The organism is Salipiger sp. ABN3_019 (genome assembly GCF_056158605.1).
Genome location: NZ_JBSWTP010000003.1, coordinates 129,022 through 151,342, shown reverse-complemented (window position 1 = coordinate 151,342; position 22,321 = coordinate 129,022). Strand labels below are relative to the sequence as shown.

Genomic DNA, 22,321 nt, shown 5'->3' with positions numbered 1-22,321 from the left:
GGCTGCGTGGTCTAGCTGGATCACTGCCGCCGGAAGGACCTGCCATGCAAGATGATCTCAACCAGTCCGAATGGGCTCTCCTGCTCGAAGGGGTGCTGTTCTATGGCGATCCGCATGGCCGCTGGGATCCGCTGCTGAAGGCGCTCGGACCCGAGACCAAAGAGGTGATCATCCTTGGCGATCTGGCCGATGCCGCGAAAGATCCGGCGCAGGTCGAGACTGCCCGCCGCGCGCTGCAGGACGTGCGCGCGCGCGGCATCAAATGGTGGACGATCTCGGGCAATCACGACACGGAAACCGACGAGATCTGCGATCTTTTGCATGACGAGATGCCGGGCAACCTGCTCGACGGCAAGGTGGTGCAGGCCACCGGCATGGGCACCGCGATCGCCGGGCTGGGCGGCGTGGTGCGGGGCCGGGTCTGGGATGGCAGAGGCCCGGCGCAGGTGCATTCGCCCGAGGATATGATCGCCGCCAGCCACCCCTCCGCCCTGCACAGAGGCGGCCTGCCGCGCCGCCACCGCAGCACGATCTTCCCCTCGGATGTGGCCAAGCTCGGGCTGCGGCGCGCCGATGTGCTGGTCAGCCACGAGGCGCCAAGCTGCAACCGCCACGGCTTCTCCTTCATCGACCGGCTGGCCGGCGACATGGGCGCGGGGCTGATCGTGCACGGCCACCATCACCTGTCGTACGAAAGCGTGCTGCCCAACGGCGTGCGGGTGAAGGGGCTGGGCCGCGCCGAGGTCTGGCAGCCGAGCGTCGAACTCAGCCCGACCCAGCGCAGCCTGCTGCGCGCCGGGGTCGACACGCTGCGGCGCGGCTCGGCGACCTATGATCTGCTGAAGGACCTCTGAGCGACGCAACGGCCGGCGCATGAAAAAGCCCCCGACCAGCTGGCCGGGGGCTCTCGTTTCAGGGACTTGCGGATCAGGAGGCGAAGAGGCCGTCGAAATCGGCAAAGCCCTTGATCTCGATCGGGTTGCCCGAGGGATCGAAGAAGAACATGGTCCGCTGCTCACCCGGCTCACCTTCGAAGCGGATCACCGGCGGGATGTCGAACGCGATGCCCTTCTCCTGCAGCCGCGCCGCCAGCGCCTTCCAGTCGTCGAGCCGCAGCACCGCACCCATGTGGGGCATCATCACCATATGCTCGCCGACCTTGCCGGTGCGGGTCACCGGGAAGGGCTCGCCGAGGTGCAGCGACAGCTGGTGGCCGAAGAAGTCGAAATCGACCCAAGTGTCGGTCGAGCGGCCTTCCTCGCAGCCCAGAACGTCGCCGTAGAAGGCGCGGGTCTCGTCGAGGTCTGTGACGTGAATCGCGAGGTGGAAGAGGGATTTCATAAAGGAATACTCCGGTTGCCGGGACAGCGCCGGACCCCAGCCCGGGCGCACGATGGGGCATGGATTGCTCAATCCGCGGGCATCGTAAAGGGCCGGATCGGCGAGCCCTGAAGCGCTGCAGCGCCCCGCGTGACCCCGCCGCAGCGCCCTGCGCCTGCCGCGGGGGAATGCGATTGTCCGAACTAGACCAATTACTTAGGGTCAGGAGCCCCTCGCGCAGCAGCCCGCGGGCACGCGGCCATTCCGCGCCGATATATAATCCCTGTTTATAATTATACTATCAGTATAATCTTCATTTCTATTGCTCTCCCCCGGGTCCGCCGTCTTTTTGAACACATCCGAGCCTCCCCCGGATCACAGCAAAAACAAACCAACCCAACACGGAGCTCCTCATGAAACGAACCGGTTTCCTTCTTTCCGCAGCCTTCGCCGCGCTGGCGATCCCCGCTTCTGCCGAAGGCTATAAGGTCGCTCTCGACGGCACCTTCGCCCCCCACGCCATGCCCAGCCTGTCGGGCGGTGTCGAGGGTTTCAACGTCGATCTGGCAGCGGCCATCGGCGAAAAGCTCGGCACCGAGGTCGATGTGACCGCGGCGCAGTTCTCGGGGCTGATCCCGGCGCTGCAGGCGGGCACCTACGACTTCCTCGTCGCCCCGACCACCGTCACCGAAGAGCGCGCGTCGAACCTGCTCTTCTCCGAGGGCTTCATGGACACCAACTTTGCCTTCACTGTCCCCGCGGGGACAGAGGCGATGGAGGGGCTCGACGCCTTCAAGGGCAAGACCATCGCGGTCAACAAAGGCTCGGTCTATGAATCCTTCCTGACCGAGAAGGCCGAGGAATACGGCTGGGAAGTCGTCGCCTATGGCACCAACACCGATGCGGTCGAAGCCGTGGCCACCGGCCGCGCCGACGCCAACCTTGCCGGTGCCACCGTTTCGGCATGGGCAGCGAAGCAAAACCCGCGCATCGATCTTAGCTACGAATACCCCACCGGCCTCGTCTGGGCCTTCCCGTTCCGCAAGGACGACGTGGAAACCCGCAACAAGATCGACGCCGTGCTGGAATGCCTCAAGACCGATGGCACCATGGTCGCCCTGTCGGAAAAATGGTTCGGCGTGACCCCCACCGAGGGCACCACCATCGTCACCCCGACCCCCGGCTACGGCACCCCCGGTTTCGACGGCTACGACGAAGCCGAACATGAGGTCTCCTGCGACTTCTGATCGCTGACACCGCTCCCTGACATCTCCGGGCGGGGCGCCCGCCGTCCCGCCCGTTCATCGAAAGTTTACGCATGCACGCAGCCCCCTCTTCCTCTTCTGCCAAGGTCCACCAAAGACCGATGCTCGAGATCAACCAGCTCGAGAAGAGCTTTGGCGACACGCAGGTTCTGACCTCCATCGACCTGAGCGTGAAACCGGGCGAACTGGTCTTCGTGATCGGCCCCTCGGGGTCGGGCAAATCCACCATGCTGCGCTGCTGCAACCGGCTCGAAGAGCCGACCTCGGGCAGCATCCTGCTCGACGGAGAACATGTCACCGACTGCCACGGACGCGCGCTCGACAAGATGCGGCTGAAGATCGGCATGGTGTTTCAGGGCTTCCACCTCTACCCGCACAAATCGGTGCTGGCGAACGTCATGCTGGCGCAGGTCAAGGCGCTGAAACGCTCCAAGCCCGAGGCCAAGGCCCGCGCCATGGAGATGCTCGAACACGTCGGGCTGGCGCATAAGGCCGATGCCATGCCGACCGAACTGTCGGGCGGCCAGCAGCAGCGCGTCGCCATCGCCCGCGCGCTGGCGCTCGATCCCAAGGTCATGCTGTTCGACGAGCCGACCTCGGCGCTCGATCCCGAACTGGTGGGCTCGGTGCTGAAGGTGATGAAACAGCTGCGCGACGAGGGCATGACCATGGTCGTGGTCAGCCACGAGATGGACTTCGCCCGTGAGGCCGCTGACCGCGTGGTCTTCATGGACGGCGGCGTGGTGGTCGAGGCGGGCACCCCCGACGAGATCTTCGGCAACCCCAAGTCCGACCGGCTGCGCGCCTTCCTCTCCCGCCTGCATCCGACGAGCGCCGCATGAGATTTATCGAGACATTCTTCAACGGCGCGGTGATGGCGAAATACCTGCCGGACCTCGCCTCGGCCATCGTCACCACGCTCTGGCTGAGCGTTGTGATCGTGGTGGGCGGTCTGCTGCTGGGGCTGGCGCTGGCCTGCCTGCGCACGCTGGGCCGCTGGTATCTCAACATTCCCATCGTCGCCTTTGCCGACATCGGCCGCGCCCTGCCGCCGCTCGTCGTGATCCTGATCTTCTACTTCGGCCTGCCCGGCCTCGGCATCAACCTGTCCGGCCCGATGGTTCTGATCCTCGTGCTGGGCGGCGTGCTCGCCGCCTTCGCCGAAGAGATTTTCTGGGCTGGTCTCACCGCCGTCTCCAAGGGCCAATGGGAAGCCGGGCGCGCCACGGGCCTCAGCTTTGCGCAGACGCTGTTCGAGATCGCGCTGCCGCAGGCCATCCGCCTTGGCATCCCGCCGCTGGTCAACCGCGCGCTGGCGATCACCAAGATGACCGCGCTCGGCTCGGTGATCGGGGTGAAGGAAATCCTCGCCGTGTCTTCCTCGGCACAGAGCTTCTCGGGCTCGGCCACGCCGCTGACCATGGCCGCGCTCGCCTATCTCGCGATCTTCCTGCCGGTGGTCATCCTCTCGCGCCTCCTCGAGAAGCGCTACGCTTGGTCTGTGTAAGGGGCGCATCATGAGCAATTTCATCGACCTCTTCTTCAACCTCGACATCATGGGTCAGGCCTGGCCGCTGCTGCTCAAGGGTCTGATCATCACGCTGAAACTCTGCGCGGTGGTCATCGGGCTGGGCCTCATCGGCGGGCTCTTCCTTGCCCTTGGCGCGCTGTCGCCGCGGCGCTGGCTGAAATGGCCCTCGGTGGGGTTCATCGACCTCTTTCGCGCGGTGCCGCCGCTGGTGCTGCTGATCTTCGTCTACTCGGGCCTGCCCTTTGCGGGGCTGGAACTGAGCCCCTTCCTCGCGGTGGTCATCGCCTTCTTCCTCAACAACTCGGCCTATTTCGCCGAGGTGTTCCGCGCGGGTATCCAATCGGTGCCCAAGGGCCAGACCGAAGCCGCCCGCGCCACGGGCCTCAGCCAAGCTCAGACGCAGGTCTATGTGATCCTGCCGCAGGCCGTGCGCAACGTGCTGCCCGACCTGCTTTCGAACACCGTCGAGGTGGTGAAGCTCACGTCGCTCGCCTCGGTCGTCTCCCTTTCCGAGCTGCTCTACTCGGCCAATATGGCCCGCTCGGTCACCTATAACTCCTCGCCGCTCATCCTCGCTGCGCTGATCTACCTCGCGATCCTCTGGCCGCTCGTGCGCCTGATCTCTCGGTACCAGCGCGGGCTGGCGGTGCACTGAACGTCCCTGAAAGGAAACTCCCATGACGAAGATGATTATCGGCGGCGCCCAGATCGGCGGCATCCAGAAGGACGAGACCCGCGAAGAGGTCGTCGCCCGGATGGTCGCCCTGATGGAGCAGGCTCACGAGAAGGGTGTGAAATACCTCGTCTACCCCGAGATGACGCTGACCACCTTCTTCCCGCGCTTCTACGTCGAGGACCGCGCCGAGTTCGACCATTGGTTCGAAAGCCAGATGCCCAACGCCGCCGTGCAGCCGCTCTTTGACAAGGCGCGCGAATACGGCATGGGCTTCACCTTCGGCTATTGCGAGCTGACCCCCGAGGGCGAGCATTTCAACACCTCGATCATCGTCTCCCCCGAGGGCGAGATCGTGCTGAAGTACCGCAAGACCCACCTGCCCGGCCATTCCGAGTTTGAGCCCGAGCGCACCCACCAGCACCTTGAAAAGCGCTACTTCCTGCCCGGCGACACCGGTTTCAACGTCGTCAAGAACCAAGGCGTGGTCATGGGCATGGCGATCTGCAACGACCGCCGCTGGCCCGAGACTTGGCGCGTGCTGGGCCTGCAGGGCGTGCAGCTGGTGACCATCGGCTACAACACGCCCAGCCAGAACAACCTCTCGGCCGAGGAAGGCATCGAGCGGCGCATGTATCACCACGAACTCTCGGTCTGCGCGGGTGCTTACCAGAACTCGACCTATGCCGTGGCCGTGGCCAAATGCGGCATGGAAGACGGCAACCACATGTTCGCCGGCTCGATCATCGTGGACCCCGACGGCTTCGTCGTGGCAAAGGCGGAAGGCGAAGGCGACGAGCTGATCGTGCATGAGGCGGATTTCGCCAAATGCGACTTCGGCAAGTCCACCGTGTTCAACTTCGCGGCGCACCGCCGGATCGAGCACTATGGGCTGATCGCCGAGCAGACCGGCGTGAAAGTGCCGGAATAAGACCGGAATAACACCGGATTATAACAAGCGCGCCGGGGCCCTGTCCCGGCGCCCGTCCCCGCGGGGACAGACGGATAGGCCGCCAGCGGCGGCACGCAAGGAGAGATCAGATGCAATTCGATACGGTGATCCACGGCGGCATGATCGCGACCGCCGATTACACGGCCAAGGGCGACATCGGCATCAAGGATGGCCGCATCGTCGCGGTGGCTGAAACCCTCGCCGGGGGCGAGCGCCGGATCGACGCGGGCGGGCGCATCGTCATGCCCGGCGGCATCGAGGCGCATGCCCATATCGCGCAGGAAAGCTCTTCTGGCGTGATGACCGCGGACGATTACCTTTCGGGCTCCATCTCGGCGGCCTATGGCGGCAACTCGTCGTTCATCCCCTTCGCGGCGCAGCAGCGCGGCCAGTCGGTCGATGACGTCATTGCCACCTATGACGCCCGCGCCGCGCGCTCGGTGATCGACTATTCGTACCACCTGATCATCTCCGACCCGAAGCCCGAGGTTCTGGAAGACCAGCTGCCCCGCGCCTTCGCCCGCGGCATCACCTCCTTCAAGGTCTTCATGACCTATGACCTGATGAACCTTGGCGACGGCGGCATGCTCGACATCCTGACCGTCGCGCGCGAGCACGGCGCGATCACCATGGTCCATGCCGAGAACAACGACATGGTCAAATGGATGAACCGCCAGTTGGCGGACAAGGGCCTCACCGCGCCCAAGTATCACGCCGTCTCGCGCCCCGAACTGGCCGAGCAGGAGGCGATCAACCGCGCCATTCAGCTGGCCAAGCTGGTGGATGCGCCGCTGTTCATCGTGCACGTCTCGACCGAAGGCGGCGCCGAGATCGTCCGGCGCGAAAAATTCAACGGCGCCAAGCTCTTCGCCGAGACCTGTCCGCAGTATCTCGCGCTCACCCGCCAAGACCTCGACCGCCCCGGCATGGAAGGCGCGAAATACATCTGCTCGCCGCCGCTGCGCGACGCGCAGACGCAAGACGCGCTCTGGCACCACATCGCGCAGGGCACCTTCGAGAGCGTCAGCTCGGACCACGCGCCCTACCGTTTCGACGAGACCGGCAAGTTCCTGAACGGCAAGGATATTCCCTACCCCAAGATCGCCAACGGCATGCCCGGCATCGCCGCGCGCCTGCCCTATCTCTTCTCTGAAGGGGTGGTGAAGGGCCGCATCACGCTCGAGCAGTTCGTGGCGCTTTCGTCCACCAATGCCGCCAAGACCTTCGGCTGCGCCACCAAGGGCCGGATCGCGCCGGGCATGGATGCCGATATCGCCATCTGGAACCCCGAAGAGCGCGTCACCGTCACCGCCGCCGACCAGCACGACAACATGGATTACACGCCCTTCGAAGGCATGGAGATCACCGGCAAGCCCGAGGTGGTGATGAACCGCGGCGCGGTGATCGTCGAGCATGGCGAGCTGAAGGCCAAAGAGGGTCAGGGCCGTTTCGTCGCTCGCCAGCCGGTCGATCTGCGCGGCAAGCCCGGCTACACCGCCAAGGAGCTTGATCCTTCGCAGAACTTCGGCGCGGTGTTGCGCTGATGGGCCCGATCCTGATCATCAACCCCAACTCCGCCGCCAGCGTCACGCAGGGCATCCGAGAGGCCATCGCGCATCTCGCCCCCGCGCAGGGCCCGGCCTTTGAGGTCACCGATCTGCCCGCCTCTCCGGCGACGATCATGACCGCCGAAGACGTGGCCCGCGCCGGGCTCGGGTTTGCCGAAGCGGCGCAGGCGCGGCCCGATGCGGCGGCCTATGTCTCGGCCTGTTTCTCGGATCCGGGCGTCGAGCTCACCCGGACGCTGGTCAAACAGCCGGTGATCGGCGTGCAGGAGGCGGGCATCCTCACCGCCATGGCGCGCGCCGATCTCTTTGGCATCATCGCGCTTGCCCCCGGCTCGGTCGCCCGCCACCGGGTGAAGATCCGCGCCATGGGCGTCGAAAGCCGCCTCGCCGCTGAACTGGCCCTGCCCGGCGTCTCCGCCGAAGCCTCGGGCCGCGACCCGCAGGTCTATGGCACGTGCGTCACCCTTGGCCGCGAACTGGCCGAGAAAGGCGCGGGCGCGGTGGTGCTGGGCTGCGCTGGCATGGCGCCGATCCGCGCCAAGCTGGAACGCGACATTGGCATCGCGGTGATCGACCCGGTGCAGGCAGGCGCCGCCATGGCGCTGGGTCTGGTCGGGGCGCCTGAATGAGCAGCGTCGACGGGCTGCCGGAGGTCTCGCTGCGGCTGCTCGAGATCTTTGCCGCGATGATGCGCTGCGCCACCACGGTCGAGGCTGCGGAACAGCTGCGCATCTCGCAGCCCGCGGTCTCTGCCGGGCTACGGCAGCTGGAATTGCAGCTGGGTCTGACGCTGTTCGAACGCACCGGCCGCCGCCTGCAGCCCACCGCCGAGGCGAAATCGCTCTACGACGAGATCCGCCCGGTGTTCAGCCTGATGCGCGGCTTCTCGCAGCGCGCCCGTGACATGAAGCTGGGCATGGCCGGTCGCCTCAAGGTGATCGCCACCCCGCCGCTTGGCTATTCCGTGGCCCCGGTCGCGTTGCGCCGCTTTCTCGACGCGCGCCCCGACGTCTCGGTCGCTTTCGACGTGCGGCGGCTCGAACAGGTCAAGGACGCGGTGCAGAGCGGGCAGGCCGACATCGGCCTCGCCATCGACCACGACCGTCAGCCTGCGGTGAACGTCGATGTGCTGCAGCGCGCGCATATGGTCGCGCTGGTGCCCAAGGACAGCGCGCTCGCCGCCAAGCCGCATCTCACCGCGCTCGATCTGCAGGATCAGCCGCTGGTCGGGCTGGAGACCGCCTCGAACCTCGGGCAATTGGTGCGCAAGGCCTATGAGCAGGTCGGCGCCACCTACGCGCCGCGCATCGAGGTGCGCTATTGCGCCACCGCCACGGCGCTGGCCGCGCAGCACCTCGGGGTGACCGTGGTCGATCCCTATTCGGCCACCACCCATGCCTCCGACGGGCTGGTGTGCAAACCCTTCCTGCCCGCCTGCGAGGTGAAAGCGGTGATGTATACCCGCCGCGGCGTGCCCTACTCCGGGCTGCTGCACAGCTTCATGTCGGACCTGCGCGCCGCCTTTGCCGACAGCGACCTGCTGATTGCCGAACCGCCTCAGAAGGCGTGATGCTACCAATGCGCCACGGGCTGGGATAGGATTGCGCAGAACGACCTGACAGGCGCAATCTCATGCTCAATTCCTACGATCGCAAGATACTCTCCCTTCTGCAGCGCAACTCCGAGATGGCGGTGGCCGAGATCGCCGCCGAGATCGGGCTGACCACTACCCCCTGCTGGCGCCGCATCCGCAAGCTCGAGGAGCGCGGCTATTTCAAACGCCGCGTGGTGCTGCTGGACGAAGAGAAGCTCAACGTCGGCGTGTCGGTCTTCATGGCGATCCGCACCAACCAGCACAGCCGCGAATGGGCGCGGGCCTTCGTCAAAGCCGCCGAGAGCATCCCCGAGATCGTCGACATCTTCCGGCTGGCGGGCGAGACTGATTACATGCTGCGCGTCGTGGTGCCGGACATCGCCACCTACGACCGGGTTTACCAGCGGCTGATCGACAAGGTGGAGATCCACGACGTCTCTTCGATGTTCGCCATGGAGACGATCAAGTCGAGCACCGAGCTGCCGCTGGACTACGCCTGAGGCAAGACGGATGGGAGCCGGGCGAGCGCTGGCCCGTGGGATGGCGCCGGGGCGATTGAGGTCAGCACTTTATCCCGGCCAAATCTGCACGACCTCCTTCTGCCGTGCGAGGATGACAAAGCGCCAGCCCGCCGGGACGGCGTCGTCCATCGGGCTTGAACCGATGGCGCCACAATGAACGACCGCTCGCCCGGCGGCCTTCGGCCTTGATTCCGGGCGCATCAGCGCATCTATCTTACGCCGCGCTGGCCGAGAAGATCGCCCTTCCGGCGTCGACCTCATAGCCGTCCACATGGGCCACCGCATCGCGCGACAGCGTCGCGACGCTCTGCAGGATGAAGTCGACCTCGGCCTCGCTCATCAGCACCGACAGATTGAGCCGCACGAAACCGGGCTTTTCCAGCTCATGCCCCGACAGGATACGGTCCCGCACATCGGCGGCGCTCTGCGCGTCATAGCCCAGCAGGCGCAGCACATAGGGTCCGGCGCAGGCGCAGCCACCGCGGGCCTGAATGCCGAAACGGTCGCTCAGCATCTTGGTCGCCAGCTGCTGGTGGATGTAGCCACCGCGCGGGTCGCGAAGGCGGAAGGACAGCACCGGGATGCGCGCGGGCTCGGTGTTGCCGAGCAGCTCGATCCCCGGCTCGCCCTGCCATGCGGCGATGGCGCGGGCGGCCAACTCGGCATTGCGCTGCGCCATGTAGGACGCGCCGATCTCTTCCTTGACGATCACCGCCAGCGCCGCGCGGATGTCGCCGACGACATTGGGCGTGCCCGCCTCTTCGCGCGCTTCCAGCGCGGCCGAATACTCATGCCCCTCGGACGACACGAAGCGCACGGTGCCGCCGCCGACCCATGTGGGCCGGTCCGAGACCACCGCATCGCGGCGCAGCACCAGCACGCCCGAAGCGCCCGGCCCGCCGATGAACTTATGCGGCGAGAACACCAGCGCGTCGATCTCGGTGCCGCCGGGCGTCATACCCATCGGCAGGTAAGGCCCGCCGCCGGCGTAATCCCAGACCATCAGCGCGCCCGCCGCCTTGACCCGCGCCGTCAGCCCTTCCACATCGGCGATGATCCCCGAGACATTCGACGCCGCCGAGAAGGCGCAGATCACCCGATTGTAGGCCGGGGCATCGGCAAGCGCCGCGTCCAGCGCCGCAAGATCGGGGCCGCCGCGCGGATCCTCGGGCAGCTCGACCACCTCCGCGCCGCTCTCGCGCCACGGCAGGATGTTGGAGTGATGCTCATAGGGGCCGATGATCACTTTCACCCGGCCCTGATCGGCGCCCAGCAGACGCACCAGCCGGTTGATCCCCGCCGTGGCGCCACTGCCTGCAAAGATCACCGCATGCGCCTCGGCGCTGGCGCCGCAATGGGCAGCGATCGTGGCGCGGGCGGCGGCGCGCAGCCGGGTCATATAGCCGCCGCAGAAAGACGCCTCGGTGTGGCTGTTGGCATAATAAGGCAGCACCTGCTCGAGCATGAACATCTCGAGCGTCCGCAGGGCCCGCCCCGAAGCCACGTAATCGGCGTAGACCAGCGGCTTGGGACCGAACGGCCCGTCGATCATCGCGCCCTTGCCCACCAAATCTTGCCCCATCTGGGGCGCCGCGGGCAGCGACGCGCGGAACGAGGACAGCAGGGCGGCGGGATCGGGGAGGGGCATGGGAGGTCTCTTTGGTCTTGTGGGTCTGGGAGAGGGCTGATGGCGCAGTGACGCGCTGCGCAGAGGCTACCAACAGGGAGCCGAAGCGGGTTTCCATTTTTTGCGGTGTCTGGGTGAGAGCGTGGCATTTGATGCTACATTTTCCAGAATTTAGGAGCATGTGATTTTCCCTTATCTCGCCATCTGGCAAACTCCCTCCAAGCCACCCATCGCCGCGCGTGTGGTGCAGGCCGCGATATGCGTATTTGGAAAGAGAAGAAGATGGCGGGGATCCGCGCCGGGCGCGCGCGACAGGCGGCGCGGGTTGCGCGGGGCGCGGCGGCAGCCTAGGTACGGGGCACCGGCGCGGGGTCCGCAGCGTCCGCCGTGGCCGGTCCTTCCCGATTTTCAGAGACACGAGTGATGCAAAGCCCTCCCGAGCCCGAAGGCGCCGCCGCCGCGCCGCCTCCCGACCACGCCGCCCGCAACCGTCTGGTGATCCTGCTGCTGCTGGTCTCGGCCTTCACCGTGATCCTCAACGAGACGATCATGGGCGTGGCGCTGCCGCGGCTGATGACCGACCTTGAGATCACCGCCAATGCCGCGCAATGGCTGACCACCGCCTTCTTGCTGACCATGGCCGTGGTGATCCCGATCACCGGCTTCCTGCTGCAACGGCTGAACACGCGCACGGTGTTCCTGATGGCTATGGGTCTTTTCAGCACCGGCACGCTGATCTGCGCGCTGGCGCCGGGGCTGGGCATGCTGATCGCCGGGCGCATCGTGCAGGCCTGCGGCACGGCGATCATGATGCCGCTGCTGATGACCACGGTGATGACGCTGGTGCCGCCCGAGAGCCGCGGCAAGACCATGGGCAATATCTCGATCGTGATCTCTGTAGCCCCGGCGATCGGGCCGACGATCTCGGGGGTGATCCTTGCGGTGCTCGACTGGCGCTGGATGTTCTGGCTGGTGCTGCCGATCGGGCTGGCGGCGCTGGTGCTGGGATATGCGCGGCTGCAGAATGTCACCGAGCCGCGCAAGGCACCGCTCGATCTGATCTCGGTGCCGCTCTCGGCGCTGAGCTTCGGCGGGCTGGTCTACGGGCTTTCGGCGCTTGGCGAAGGCCACGGCAGCGGCGGCGCGGTGCCGCCCTGGCTGCCGCTGGCGGGCGGCGCTTTGGTGCTGGTGATCTTCGTGCTGCGCCAGCTGCGGCTGGGACCGCAGGGCCGGGCGCTGCTCGATCTGCGCACCTTCCGGGTGAAGGTGTTTACCGTCGCGGTCATCATGATGGCGTTTTGCATGATGTCGCTCTTTGGCATGATCATCCTGCTGCCGATCTACATGCAGAACGTGCTGGGCATGGAGCCGCTGGAGGCGGGTCTGCTGCTGCTGCCGGGCGGGCTTTTGATGGGGCTGATGGCGCCCTTCGTGGGCCGCACCTTCGACCGCGTCGGCGCGCGCAAGCTGGTCATTCCCGGTGCGGTCTTTGTCTGCGCGGGGCTGGGGGCGATGGCGACACTGGGGCTGCAGAGCGCGGTCTGGCAGGTGCTGGCCTGCCATGTGATCCTCAGCATCGGGCTGGCGCTTCTCTTCACGCCGCTCTTCACCTCCTCGCTGGGCTCGCTGCCGAAGGACCTTTACTCCTACGGCTCTGCGGTGATCGGCACGGTGCAGCAGGTGGCAGGCGCGGCGGGGATCGCGCTTTTCGTCTCGATCATGTCGATCCGCATCGGCAACGAGATGGCCGGCGGCGCGAGCCTTCCCGAGGCCACCGCCGCCGGGGTGCAGGCCGGGTTCCTGACCGGCGCGCTGATCTCGCTGGTGATGATCGGCGCCAGTTTCTTTGTGCGGCGCCCGCCCGACATGCGGCCGGATGCCTGACGCCTAAAGCAACGCGCGCCGCGCTCAGCCGTGGCGCGCGATATAGCCCTCGATCAGCTCGACCTCTTCGGTGGAGCCGAAGATCAGCGGGCAGAAGCCATGCGGGGTTTCGGCCACCAGATCGAGGATGCGGCGGCGCCCGTCGGTGGCGCGTCCGCCCGCCTGCTCGACCATGAAGGCGATGGGGATCGCCTCATAGGCCAGCCGCAGCCGCCCCTGCTCATAGCCCTTGCGGCTGTCCTGCGGATAAAGGAACGCGCCGCCCTTGAGCATGATGCGGTGCAGATCGCCCACCGCCGCCGCCAGCCAGCGCATGTTGAAGCTCTTGCCGCGCGGCCCGTCCGTGCCCGCCCGCAGATCCTGCGCATAGGCCTGCAGCCCCGGCCCCCAGTGGTATTCGTTCGAGGCGTTATAGGCGATCATCGAAGTGCTGGGCTTCAGCCGGATGTTCTCGGAGGCGATGCGGAAATCGCCGAGCGCGCGGTCGAGCGTGGCGATATGCACGCCGTCGCCCAGCGACCATGCGAAATCCACCGAATGGCCAAAGCAGGCATAGCCCGCCGCCACCGCCTCGGAGCCAGCGCGGCGGAAGCTGCCGTCGCCCGCCGGGTAGATGACGAAGAGCATGCCCAGAAGCGCGCAGATGCCGATCGAGCCCGAGCCGTCGATCGGGTCGATGGCCAGATCATAATCGCCCGCCGGATCCAGCGTGACCACCTCTTCGGCCTCTTCCGACAGCACGTGGCGGATGTTGCAGCCCTGAAGCGCCGCCAACATGTGTTCATGCGCGCCCACGTCCAGCGCCTTCTGCGCGTCGCCGCTTTCGTTGTCGCCGACGATCTGCGCCGGGTTGCCGGGCAGCAGCCCCGCCGCCAGCCGGTCGGCGATGGGCAGCAGCGCATCGGCGATATGGCGCACGATGCGGCCCGCGCCGTCGTCGGGCAGGCGGTCGTGCAGCGCGTCGCCGGTGGTGCAATGGTCGGTGGGGAGGGTCAGCATCTGGGGTCGTCCTGTGGCAATCCGTGCGCCAATTCTGCACACGCCTCAGTGATGTAGCGCCGAAGCGGCAAAAGGAACAGGCTCTGCTGCGTGCAAGGGTCAGGCCAGCGGCACATCGTTCTGCGCGGCGCTGACCAGCAGCCGGGCGCAGTCCTGCGCCCGCGCAAGGATCGGGCCCGCCACATGGCGGGGCAGCGTGGCGGCCAGCGGGGTGATCTCGCGCAGCGCCGGCGCGGCGCGCTGCGCCAGCTCCGCCAGCGCCTCGCGGGCAAAGAACTCGGGGCATCCGGCGTCCACCGCGCTTTGCACGAAGTGCCGCGGATGCAGCTGATCCATGCGGTACTTGCGGCTGCGCCCCGCCGACATCGCCATCTGGTACTGCGCGTTGCGCAGCGCCCCCGCCGCATGGGCCGGGGCCGCGCTGAGGATGTCGTAAAGCGGCGTCAACCGGTAGCCGCGCGGCTCTTGGAACAGGCTGAAGTTCTTGGCGTGGCCATCGGTGGCGCCGATCATCCAGAAAAACAGCTGCGCCTTGAGGAAGAGTTTCTGGTCGCCGCGCGGATCCTGCGCCCCGGCCAGCAGCCGGTAGCAATCGCCCGCGGTTGGCCCGCCGTCGCTCTGGTACTTCAAAGTCGAGGGCAGCCCCAGCGCCTGCAGGAAATCCTCCTGCGGCAAGCGCAGGTAGCGCCCCTGCCCCGCGTTCCAATCGCCCTGCCAGAGCCGGTCGAAACGCGCCACCACCAGCGCCCGCTCGGCGCCGAAGCGCGCCATCTCGACCTGCGGCACGTCGAACCCCAGCGCGCCCGCCAGCCGCATGCACAGAAACTCGTTCTCGACGCTGTCGGACATGTCGATGCCCTGCTGCAGCGCCCCCATCGGCCGCTTGAAGATATGGCTGGTGGGGGTCAGCCCCTCGGGCCGGCACCACGCGCCGCCCTGCCGCAGGTAGGCGGTCTTTTCCTGCGCCCCGGCCAGCGAGATCCGGAAGGCCTCGTCCCGGCCCAGCCCCAGCGGCGCGCGCCCCAGCCCCGAGAGCGCCGCCGCGATCTCGGTCTCGGTCTGCGGCACGGCGTGCAGGGCAAAGGCATCGCCCGGCGCCGTGCCTTCGGGCAGGAACTGCAGCGCGCCGACGCAGTCGCGCCCGATGGCGGCCAGCAGCGCATGCGGATCGGTGCCCGCCGCCCCGGTGCGCTCGGCGATGAGGCGGCGCAGATCGGGGCTGTCGGGCAGCAAGTTCTCGAACACCGCGATCACCTGCGGGCCGCGCTGCGCGCCGTCACGCAGCGGCAGGGCGCGGGAGATTTGCAGCCCGACCTCTTGGGTCCACTGCGGATCATAGGTGAAGCTCACCGCGCCGTCGGGCGCCTTGGAATAAAGCCCGACGCGGCGCCCGTTCATATGCACGTCGAGCCCGCGCCGCAGCGGTTTGCGGCCCATCAGAACAGATCCTCGATCCGCCGCGGCTGGCGCGCCAGTTCGGCGGCGGGATCGTCGAGCGCGCGCGGTGCCAGCAGCGCGTCCAGTTCCAGCGCCGCGAGCAGCGCCAGAACCGTGCTCAGCTTGGGGTCGGTGTCGCCGGTCTCGATCTTCGAGACGTGATGGGTGACCAGCCCCGCCCGTCGGCCCAGTTCCGCCTGCGTCCAGCCGCGGGCATTGCGCGCCGCGCGGATCGCCGCGCCAAAGCCGTTGGCGTCGCGGATCGGGGTGAGGGACTGGGGCATGACGGGCTCCGGGCGGCGTGAGGACCGCCCGAGCATACATCAGAGTGTATATTTATCCAATATGCTCTGGGGTGTATTTCTTCCGCTTATGCGCTGTAGGGTATATACGGTGAATATACCCTACAGTGTAAACGCGCACCCTATTGGATGGTGATCTCGACCCGCTGGCTCTCGCCGGTGGAGCCGGGGATCTTCAGGTAGTACTGACCGGGCTTGATCGCGAGAAACTCGATCTCCATCTCGCCAGCCTCGTCGAACTCGACGCTCTCGAGGCCATAGGGGCGGATCTCGAGCCCGTTGATCACCACCTCATTGACCCAGATCGCGCGGAAGAAGCCCGGCCCCTCCAGCCCCAACTCACCGGTGCCATCGGCCTCGATCTCCAGCTCGTACATCATGCCCGACTTGAGCGTGATCGGCCCCTCGGCCAGCGGCTTGCCCACCGACAGGGTGATCTCGGGCATCTCCTCGGAATTGCTGTTCGAGAGGATCCCGGCAAAGCCGTATTCATGCGCGGCGGCGGGCAGCGCCCCAAAGCTCAGGGCCGTAAGGCTCAGCGCTGCGGTGATAACAAAGCTCTTCATGATCGATTGTCTCCTTCAGACAAGATGCGGGCCCAGCGTCGCGGGCTGGCCCTTGAGTTCAAGAACGCGGTCGGCGAGGCGATCCGCCTCGGCCCGCGCGTGGGTGACGAGGATGGTGGCCGGGCGCTGCTCGGCGATCAGCGCCTCGGTCAGCTGCAGCATCGCCTCGGCCAGATCGGGATCGAGCGAGACGAAGGGCTCATCCATGATCAGCAGAGCGGGCTGCCCGGCAAAGGCGCGCGCCAGCGCCAGACGGCGCTGCTGGCCAAGCGACAGACTGCGCGGAAAGGCATCGTATCGCCCTTCGAGGCCGACCCGGTCGAGCGCGGCGCGGGCGTCCTTTTCGGCGAGTTCGGGATGCACCAGCGTGAGGTTCTGCAGCGCGCTGCGCCACGGCAGCAGCACCGGCTCCTGAAACACCATCGCCATCTCGGCGGGGCGGGTGATCTCGCCCTCGAAATAAGGATCGAGCCCGGCGACGATGCGCAGCACGGTGGATTTGCCGATACCCGAAGGCCCGACCAGCGCCACCGTCTCGCCGCGCGCCACGGTGAAGCCGAGGTTGCGCAGCACCTCGACGCTGCCGAAGCGTTTGGAGCGGATATCCACGCGCACGGCGGCAGGCTCGGGAAGCAAGCTTACCACCCGGCGCTCCTCGGGCGCGCAGCGCAGGCTCATTGCACCGCCGCGAAGAGGCCGTCCGGCACGCGATCCGCCTGACCGACCATCTCCTCGCCGCCAAGCTGCGACATCAGCGCCAGCAGCTTGCCCGCAGCCTCGGCATCCACCGCACCGCGCGCGGGCACCCCGGCGATCCAATCGCTGCGCAACTGCTCGAACTGCGCGTCGCTTTGCGCGTTCATCTGCGGGCGGACCGCCTCCCATGCGGCGGGGTCGTCCGAAAGCATCTGCTTGGCGTCGCGGCTGGCCTCATAGAAGGCCTGCGCCAGACCCTCGTGCTGCGCCAGAAACTCCTCCTTGAAGTAATACCCCAGCAGCGGCACGTCAGGATCGAGCCCCAGCGCCTCTGCCGCCGTCTCGACCGAGATCAGCTCGCGCATCCCCGCCGCTTTCATCTTGGCGAGGAAGTGCCAGAAGTTGATCGCCCCGGCGTAATCCCCCGAGAGGCCCGATTTGAACACCAGCGGCGGCGCGCCATAGACCTGCTCGGTCTGCGCGGCGAGGTCCATGCCGTATTCCTGCTGCGCGAAGGCACGCAGGATCAGCCAGGATTTGTCGAGCGGCCCCCCGGCGATGCCGATCTTGCCGCCTTCGAGATCGGCGAGCGTTTCCACGTCCGAGCCCTCGGGCACCACCAGCCCGCCGACGGCGCGCGAATAGGGCACAACCACATAGTCCTTGCCCGCGGCGCGCTGGCGGGCGACCCAGATCCAATCGGCCACCGCCATGTCGGCCTCGCCGCCCTCCACCGCGAGGCGCGTGGCGCCATTGTCGGCATAGGGCACCATCTCGAGCCGGAAGCCGTGCTTTTCGTCGAGCCCCTGTTCGGTGATCGTCGACAGCTCCCAATTGACCGTGCCGATCTTCAGCACGGCGGCGCGGATCACCGGCAATTCCTGCGCAGCGGCACCGAAGGCGGTCACGCATCCCAGCGCCAGTACGGTCAGAAATCTCTTCATCGTCTCTCCTCCCCTCACTGCGGCCCGTCTCATTCGGGGGTGATCGCCACGCCCCAGGGCTGCTGGCCCACCTGCACCGATTTGATCGCCTTCTCGGCGGCCACGTCGATAATCGTGATGTCGTTGGAATTGCCGTTGGTGGTCACGAGGAACTCTTCGCCCGGCGTGAAGGCCATCTGCCACACCCGCTGGCCCACCATGATGTAATCGATCACCTCAAGGCTCGTGCCGTCGATCACCGCCACCCGGTTCGCCGGTCCCAGCGCCACGAAGATGCGGCTGCCGTCGGAGGTTGCCTTCACCCCCACCGGCTGCAGCCATTCGGGCAGCACGCCGGGCACCTCGAAGCTGATCTTCTGGCTCAGCGTCGGCGTGCCGTCCTCGGCGATGTCGATGACGCTGACGGTGCCGCCGATCTCGGAACTGACGAAAAGCCGGGTGCCATCGTCCAGATATTCGGCATAGCGCGGGCGCTGATCGACGAGGATATTGTGCTTGATCGCGTAATCCTCGGTCGAGATGAAATGCGCCATATTGGTGGTTTCCGAGGTGTTCACCACCCATTTGTGGTCGGGCGAGATCGCCATGCCCTCGGGCTCCACCCCCACCGGCACTTCGGCAAGGATCGTATGGCTCTGGGTGTCGGTCACGGTGACGAGGTTGTCGTCTTCATTGGCGATGTAGAGCGGGCTGCCAGAGGGATCGAGCACGAAAAGCTCGGGGTCCGGGCCAGAGGGCAGCGTGTAAAGCTCCTCATAGGTTTCGGTGTCGAAGACCCGCACCGTGTCGTCATCCGAGGCGCAGACATAAAGCAATGCGCCATCGGGCGAGAGGGTGATGCCGCGCGGGCGGTTGCCGCCCGGAAACTCGGTGATCACCTCCCAGCTTTCGGTGTCGACCACGGTGATCGTGTTGCCGCGTTCGTTCGACACAAAAGCCTTGCCCGCATAGGCACCGGTGGCGGCGAGGCAGAGCGCGGCGGAAAGCATGAGATGTTTCATCGGTGTCCTCATTCGAAAGCCGTGCAATCGGATTCGGGGCGGTCGAGCCCCAGCGTGTCGAGCGGCGAGACCTGATGCAGAAACCCTTCCTGCGGGCTGACGCTGACGGTGATGCGGTCGTCGTAAAGCAGGATCGGCTGGCGCAGCTGGCCGTTCCAAGTGCGGAAGGTCACCTTCTGGCCCTTGAAGGCGGCCAGTTCGAAGGCGTCCGATAGGATGTAGTCTTCCAAGGTGGTGGGATCGTTGCTGCCGGTGCGGGTCACCGCCTCGCCCAGCACGCGCAGCGCCAGCCATGTGTTGTAATCGCCGGGCCTCACCTGCCGCCGCGCCAGTTTCTCGAACCGGGTCTGGAACTGCGTCGCGCCCCAGGCCTCATGCGCGCCATGCATGGTGACCGGGCGCAGCCCGGCGCTGCCCATCACCGGGCGCGGCGTCCAGAGGTGATAGGGCAGATAGGCGGCGAAATAATCCGAGGCGTCGGCGGCGATCACCACATCATGCTCGGGCAGGCGCTGCAGGAAGGTGGGCAATTGGCGCTGCACCAGCACATGGCCTGAATCGGTGCGGCGGGCGCCGCCGGTGTCCTCGAACTCGCGCTCCTCGACGATCTTCGCGCCGAACTTGCGGGCGGCGCGGCGGTAGGCCTCGGCCAGCGCGCGGTCTTCGGGGTTCGAGCCGCTGACCAGCACCCAGCGCGGCCATTTCTTCCAGATCGCGAATTGCGCCACCGCGTCAGCGGCCATCGCGTCCGAAGGGGCGACGTGCAGCAGGTTGGCGCGGCAGTCCGCGCCGCGCAGCGCGACCTCTGGCGCGGCGGCGTTGACCACCAGAGCGCCCGCCTCGGCAGCCCGGCCCGCAAGCGCCAGCATCTCCTCGCCCCGCGCATCGACCACGATGTAGCGAATGCCCGACGCCAACATCTCCTCGAGCGCGGCAAGCGCCTCCTCGGGCGCGGCGGCGGCGGTCACCGTCTCGTAGCTGTGGCCCATGAAAGCGCCGGTGGTGGCATTGTCTTCATCCGCCAGGTGCGCCCCGGCGAAATCCAGATCCTCGGCCCGCAGGTCGTAGCGCGAGATCGGCAGCAGCGCCGGGTAGTCCACCCGCAGCACCCCGGCCTTCACCTCGACCGCCTGCGCCACCGGCGCCCATAGCGCCAGCGCCACCGCGGCCAGCAGCGGCATCGCTCGTGTCAGCACGTTCTCCTCCCATGCCCGCCTGTTTTGGTCGGGCTTGCCCCACTTTGCCCCTCCGAAGGCAAGGCGGTGAACCGATACTTTCGGTTCGGTTGCGAGGACCAGCGTAACGGCGGCACGATTACCTGCAACTCTTAATTTCTAAGAAGGCAGCGATGCTTATCCGCGCCCTGATCCTGCTCAACCTGCTCTGCAGCCCGGCCTTTGCCGGCGGCAAGGTGGCGTTTTTCGGGATCACCTTTCTCGACAGCTCGCTGCAGACCGCCGAACTGGGGCAGGACCCGGCGGAGCTGGGGCGGATTGCCATGCTCGAGCAGATGGTTGCCGACCGGTTCAGCGCCGAGGGCTTTGAGCTGCTGGACCTCGCGCCGGTGGCCGAAGAGCGCGCGCGCATCGTCAACCCGGCCAAATGCTACGGCTGCGACGCCCGCATGGCCAGCAAACTGGGGGCCGACTATGCGCTGGTGGGCGAGGTGCAGAAAGTGTCGAACCTGATCCTGTCGATGAACCTGCAGTTGCGCGATCCAAACACCGGGCAGACCGTGCGCGGCCGGGTCGTCGATATAAGGTCCAACACCGACGAGAGCTGGCGCCGCGGGATGGATTACATCCTGCGCACCGGCATTTTCACGGGGCCTTTGACCGGGGAGTTCCCCGAGAATTCCAAGCCCGAGACTTCCAAGGAGGAGAGCAAATGAAACGACGCAACCTGCTGATCGCGGGGGCGGCGCTGGCGCTGATGCCCGCCGCCGCCATGGCGCATGGGCCGACCCGGCAGAAAGTCACCGTGACCACCGAGGTCGCCGCCGAGCCCGCCGAGGTCTGGGCCGCCATCGGCGATTTTCAGGACATGACATGGCACCCCGCGATCCTGTCGAACTCCGGCGAGGGCAGCAATGAGATCGACGCCACGCGCGAGCTTTACCTGTCGGATCAGGGCGCCGAGGGGCCGATGATCTCGGAGGTGCTCTACAAATACAGCGACGAGAAGATGTCCTACAGCTACCGCATCACAGATGTCGCGGTGGAGGTGCTGCCGGTGACCAACTATTCGTCGCATCTGACGGTGAAACCGCGCGACGGCGGCGGGTCCGAGGTCGAATGGCGCGGCGCCTTCTATCGCGGCTATCCCAACAACGACCCGCCCGAAAACCTCAACGACGAGGCCGCGATCGCGGCGGTGACCGGGGTCTATGAGGCCGGGATGAAGGCGCTGGTCGAGCGGTTCGGTGCGCCCTCTTCGTGATCTCGCGCGCGGTGCGGCGCTGGCGTTCTGGGCCGGTGCCGCACCGGGCGTTGCCACCGCCGATCTTGCCTATGTCACCTGCCAGAACGGCGAGGCGGTCAGCGTGCTCGACCTTTCCACCGGCACCGAGGTCGCGCGCTGGTCCCTGCCCGGCAAACCGGCGGGCATCGCCGTGGCCACAGACGGCCGGGTCTATACCGTGGCCCCCGATGCCAAGACCGTGCGTCGCCATGGCCCGGACGGCACGGTAGAGGCAGAGGTGCAGCTTGACGGCGGCCCGATGGGTGCGGCGCATGACGCGGCGCGCGGGCGGCTTTTCGTGTCGGACTGGTACAACGCGCGGCTCTGGGTCCTGGACGACATGACGCTCGAGCCGCAGGCCGAGCTACAGGCAGGCGCCGCCCCCGCCGGGCTGGCGCTGTCGCCCGATGGCCGCTGGCTTGCCGCCGCCGAGCGCGATGCCGACCGGGTGAGCCTTTACGATGCCGAGACGCTGGCGCTGGCCCGCACCGCCACGGTCGGCACCCGCCCCTTCGGGCTTGGTTTCGCGCCGGACGGGCGGCTTTTCGTGGGCAACGTCGGCAGCGACGACGTGACGGTGATCGCGCCCGCCACGGGCGAGGTGCTGGCAACGGTTGCCGTGGGCGCGCGTCCCTATGGTGTGGCCTTCGCGGCGGGGCGCGCCTTCGTCACCAACCAATACGCGGGCACGCTCAGCGTGATCGCGCTTTCGGACCTCGCGCCGCTGGCGGAGCTGCCGGTGGGCGAATACCCCGAGGGGATCGCCGCCACCTCGGATGGGCGCATCGCCGTGGCCAATTGGTTCGACAACACCCTCAGCCTGATCGACGCCGAGACGCTGGAATGGATCCGCGACATCGACACTGCCGACGGGCCGCGCGCCTTCGGGGCCTTCGTTCTGCAAACCGCCGACTGATGCCGCTGCGTCAGGGGAGGGCGGCATGGGGCCGAGTCAGGGGGCTGCTTCACGGGGCTGGACGC

General features: G+C 66.9%; 24 protein-coding genes. 14 read left to right on the top strand and 10 right to left on the bottom strand.

The window, feature by feature from the left end; genetic code table 11:
* The first annotated feature begins 44 nt into the window (after nucleotides 1-44).
* Nucleotides 45-854 carry a metallophosphoesterase family protein gene (locus ACXAD2_RS03290; RefSeq protein WP_475166833.1) on the top strand — a complete coding sequence of 270 codons (810 nt, stop codon included), beginning with the start codon at nucleotides 45-47 and terminating at the stop codon, nucleotides 852-854.
* 73 nt (nucleotides 855-927) lie between these two features.
* Here the strand turns inward: ACXAD2_RS03290 and ACXAD2_RS03285 are convergent, their stop codons facing one another.
* The gene (locus tag ACXAD2_RS03285) at nucleotides 928-1,341 is read right to left on the bottom strand and encodes a VOC family protein (RefSeq protein ID WP_224905404.1); all 414 of its coding nucleotides are present in this window, start codon (nucleotides 1,339-1,341) and stop codon (nucleotides 928-930) included.
* A gap of 392 nt (nucleotides 1,342-1,733) precedes the next feature.
* Here ACXAD2_RS03285 and ACXAD2_RS03280 point away from each other — a divergent pair, with 392 nt between their 5' ends.
* The 9 genes from ACXAD2_RS03280 (at nucleotide 1,734) to ACXAD2_RS03240 (ending at nucleotide 9,403) form a co-directional block, all read left to right on the top strand.
* Complete coding sequence (locus ACXAD2_RS03280) at nucleotides 1,734-2,567, top strand: transporter substrate-binding domain-containing protein (protein WP_224905402.1); 834 nt, start codon at nucleotides 1,734-1,736, stop codon at nucleotides 2,565-2,567.
* A 119-nt stretch (nucleotides 2,568-2,686) separates the two neighbouring features.
* Nucleotides 2,687-3,427, top strand: a complete 741-nt coding sequence (locus tag ACXAD2_RS03275) for an amino acid ABC transporter ATP-binding protein (RefSeq protein ID WP_066111793.1) — start codon at nucleotides 2,687-2,689, stop codon at nucleotides 3,425-3,427.
* Nucleotides 3,424-4,092, top strand: coding sequence for an amino acid ABC transporter permease (locus ACXAD2_RS03270; protein WP_224905400.1), 669 nt, complete (start codon nucleotides 3,424-3,426; stop codon nucleotides 4,090-4,092). Before ACXAD2_RS03275 ends, ACXAD2_RS03270 begins: the two co-directional genes overlap by 4 nt.
* A gap of 10 nt (nucleotides 4,093-4,102) precedes the next feature.
* Nucleotides 4,103-4,771: an amino acid ABC transporter permease gene (locus ACXAD2_RS03265; RefSeq protein ID WP_066111787.1), complete on the top strand. Its 669-nt coding sequence runs from the start codon at nucleotides 4,103-4,105 to the stop codon at nucleotides 4,769-4,771.
* A gap of 22 nt (nucleotides 4,772-4,793) precedes the next feature.
* Nucleotides 4,794-5,720 (top strand): N-carbamoyl-D-amino-acid hydrolase, encoded by a 927-nt coding sequence (locus tag ACXAD2_RS03260; RefSeq protein ID WP_475166825.1) that lies wholly within the window; start codon nucleotides 4,794-4,796, stop codon nucleotides 5,718-5,720.
* 110 nt (nucleotides 5,721-5,830) lie between these two features.
* Entirely contained in the window at nucleotides 5,831-7,285 is a 1,455-nt protein-coding gene (gene hydA / locus ACXAD2_RS03255) for a dihydropyrimidinase (protein WP_066111783.1), read from the top strand.
* Complete coding sequence (locus tag ACXAD2_RS03250) at nucleotides 7,285-7,938, top strand: aspartate/glutamate racemase family protein (protein ID WP_475166822.1); 654 nt, start codon at nucleotides 7,285-7,287, stop codon at nucleotides 7,936-7,938. The genes hydA and ACXAD2_RS03250 overlap by 1 nt, the downstream gene beginning before the upstream one ends.
* Nucleotides 7,935-8,879: a LysR family transcriptional regulator gene (locus ACXAD2_RS03245; protein WP_475166819.1), complete on the top strand. Its 945-nt coding sequence runs from the start codon at nucleotides 7,935-7,937 to the stop codon at nucleotides 8,877-8,879. Before ACXAD2_RS03250 ends, ACXAD2_RS03245 begins: the two co-directional genes overlap by 4 nt.
* 62 nt (nucleotides 8,880-8,941) lie before the next feature.
* Nucleotides 8,942-9,403: an Lrp/AsnC family transcriptional regulator gene (locus tag ACXAD2_RS03240; RefSeq protein ID WP_475166818.1), complete on the top strand. Its 462-nt coding sequence runs from the start codon at nucleotides 8,942-8,944 to the stop codon at nucleotides 9,401-9,403.
* A gap of 235 nt (nucleotides 9,404-9,638) precedes the next feature.
* Here ACXAD2_RS03240 and ACXAD2_RS03235 read toward each other — a convergent pair whose 3' ends face one another.
* Nucleotides 9,639-11,072 (bottom strand): aminotransferase class V-fold PLP-dependent enzyme, encoded by a 1,434-nt coding sequence (locus ACXAD2_RS03235; RefSeq protein WP_475166816.1) that lies wholly within the window; start codon nucleotides 11,070-11,072, stop codon nucleotides 9,639-9,641.
* Nucleotides 11,073-11,474: 402 nt separating this feature from the next.
* On the opposite strand from ACXAD2_RS03235, the gene ACXAD2_RS03230 reads away from it, so the two are divergent.
* Nucleotides 11,475-12,935 (top strand): MDR family MFS transporter, encoded by a 1,461-nt coding sequence (locus ACXAD2_RS03230; protein ID WP_475166813.1) that lies wholly within the window; start codon nucleotides 11,475-11,477, stop codon nucleotides 12,933-12,935.
* A gap of 24 nt (nucleotides 12,936-12,959) precedes the next feature.
* Here the strand turns inward: ACXAD2_RS03230 and ACXAD2_RS03225 are convergent, their stop codons facing one another.
* The 8 genes from ACXAD2_RS03225 to ACXAD2_RS03190 form a co-directional block, all read right to left on the bottom strand.
* Nucleotides 12,960-13,934: a class 1 fructose-bisphosphatase gene (locus tag ACXAD2_RS03225; protein WP_475166809.1), complete on the bottom strand. Its 975-nt coding sequence runs from the start codon at nucleotides 13,932-13,934 to the stop codon at nucleotides 12,960-12,962.
* Nucleotides 13,935-14,033: 99 nt separating this feature from the next.
* A complete protein-coding gene (locus ACXAD2_RS03220) occupies nucleotides 14,034-15,371 on the bottom strand; it encodes a HipA domain-containing protein (RefSeq protein WP_475166807.1) in 1,338 nt (445 codons plus the stop codon).
* Entirely contained in the window at nucleotides 15,371-15,655 is a 285-nt protein-coding gene (locus ACXAD2_RS03215) for a helix-turn-helix transcriptional regulator (protein ID WP_475166805.1), read from the bottom strand. Before ACXAD2_RS03215 ends, ACXAD2_RS03220 begins: the two co-directional genes overlap by 1 nt.
* 140 nt (nucleotides 15,656-15,795) lie before the next feature.
* On the bottom strand, nucleotides 15,796-16,239 hold the full coding sequence (locus ACXAD2_RS03210; protein ID WP_475166800.1) for a cupredoxin domain-containing protein: 444 nt from the start codon (nucleotides 16,237-16,239) through the stop codon (nucleotides 15,796-15,798).
* A gap of 15 nt (nucleotides 16,240-16,254) precedes the next feature.
* Nucleotides 16,255-16,884 carry an ABC transporter ATP-binding protein gene (locus ACXAD2_RS03205; protein WP_475166797.1) on the bottom strand — a complete coding sequence of 210 codons (630 nt, stop codon included), beginning with the start codon at nucleotides 16,882-16,884 and terminating at the stop codon, nucleotides 16,255-16,257.
* A gap of 29 nt (nucleotides 16,885-16,913) precedes the next feature.
* A complete protein-coding gene (locus ACXAD2_RS03200) occupies nucleotides 16,914-17,879 on the bottom strand; it encodes an ABC transporter substrate-binding protein (protein WP_475166795.1) in 966 nt (321 codons plus the stop codon).
* A gap of 29 nt (nucleotides 17,880-17,908) precedes the next feature.
* A complete protein-coding gene (locus ACXAD2_RS03195; RefSeq protein WP_475166792.1) occupies nucleotides 17,909-18,880 on the bottom strand; it encodes a YVTN family beta-propeller repeat protein in 972 nt (323 codons plus the stop codon).
* 8 nt (nucleotides 18,881-18,888) lie between these two features.
* On the bottom strand, nucleotides 18,889-20,061 hold the full coding sequence (locus tag ACXAD2_RS03190) for an ABC transporter substrate-binding protein (RefSeq protein WP_475167122.1): 1,173 nt from the start codon (nucleotides 20,059-20,061) through the stop codon (nucleotides 18,889-18,891).
* 167 nt (nucleotides 20,062-20,228) lie between these two features.
* On the opposite strand from ACXAD2_RS03190, the gene ACXAD2_RS03185 reads away from it, so the two are divergent.
* Genes ACXAD2_RS03185 through ACXAD2_RS03175 form a run of 3 tightly spaced genes read left to right on the top strand, consistent with a single transcriptional unit; the run spans nucleotide 20,229 to nucleotide 22,256 of the window.
* The gene (locus ACXAD2_RS03185; protein WP_475166791.1) at nucleotides 20,229-20,771 is read left to right on the top strand and encodes a DUF3280 domain-containing protein; all 543 of its coding nucleotides are present in this window, start codon (nucleotides 20,229-20,231) and stop codon (nucleotides 20,769-20,771) included.
* Nucleotides 20,768-21,319 carry an SRPBCC family protein gene (locus tag ACXAD2_RS03180; RefSeq protein WP_475166789.1) on the top strand — a complete coding sequence of 184 codons (552 nt, stop codon included), beginning with the start codon at nucleotides 20,768-20,770 and terminating at the stop codon, nucleotides 21,317-21,319. The genes ACXAD2_RS03185 and ACXAD2_RS03180 overlap by 4 nt, the downstream gene beginning before the upstream one ends.
* Nucleotides 21,303-22,256, top strand: a complete 954-nt coding sequence (locus ACXAD2_RS03175) for a YncE family protein (protein WP_475166787.1) — start codon at nucleotides 21,303-21,305, stop codon at nucleotides 22,254-22,256. Before ACXAD2_RS03180 ends, ACXAD2_RS03175 begins: the two co-directional genes overlap by 17 nt.
* Nucleotides 22,257-22,321: the final 65 nt, after the last annotated feature.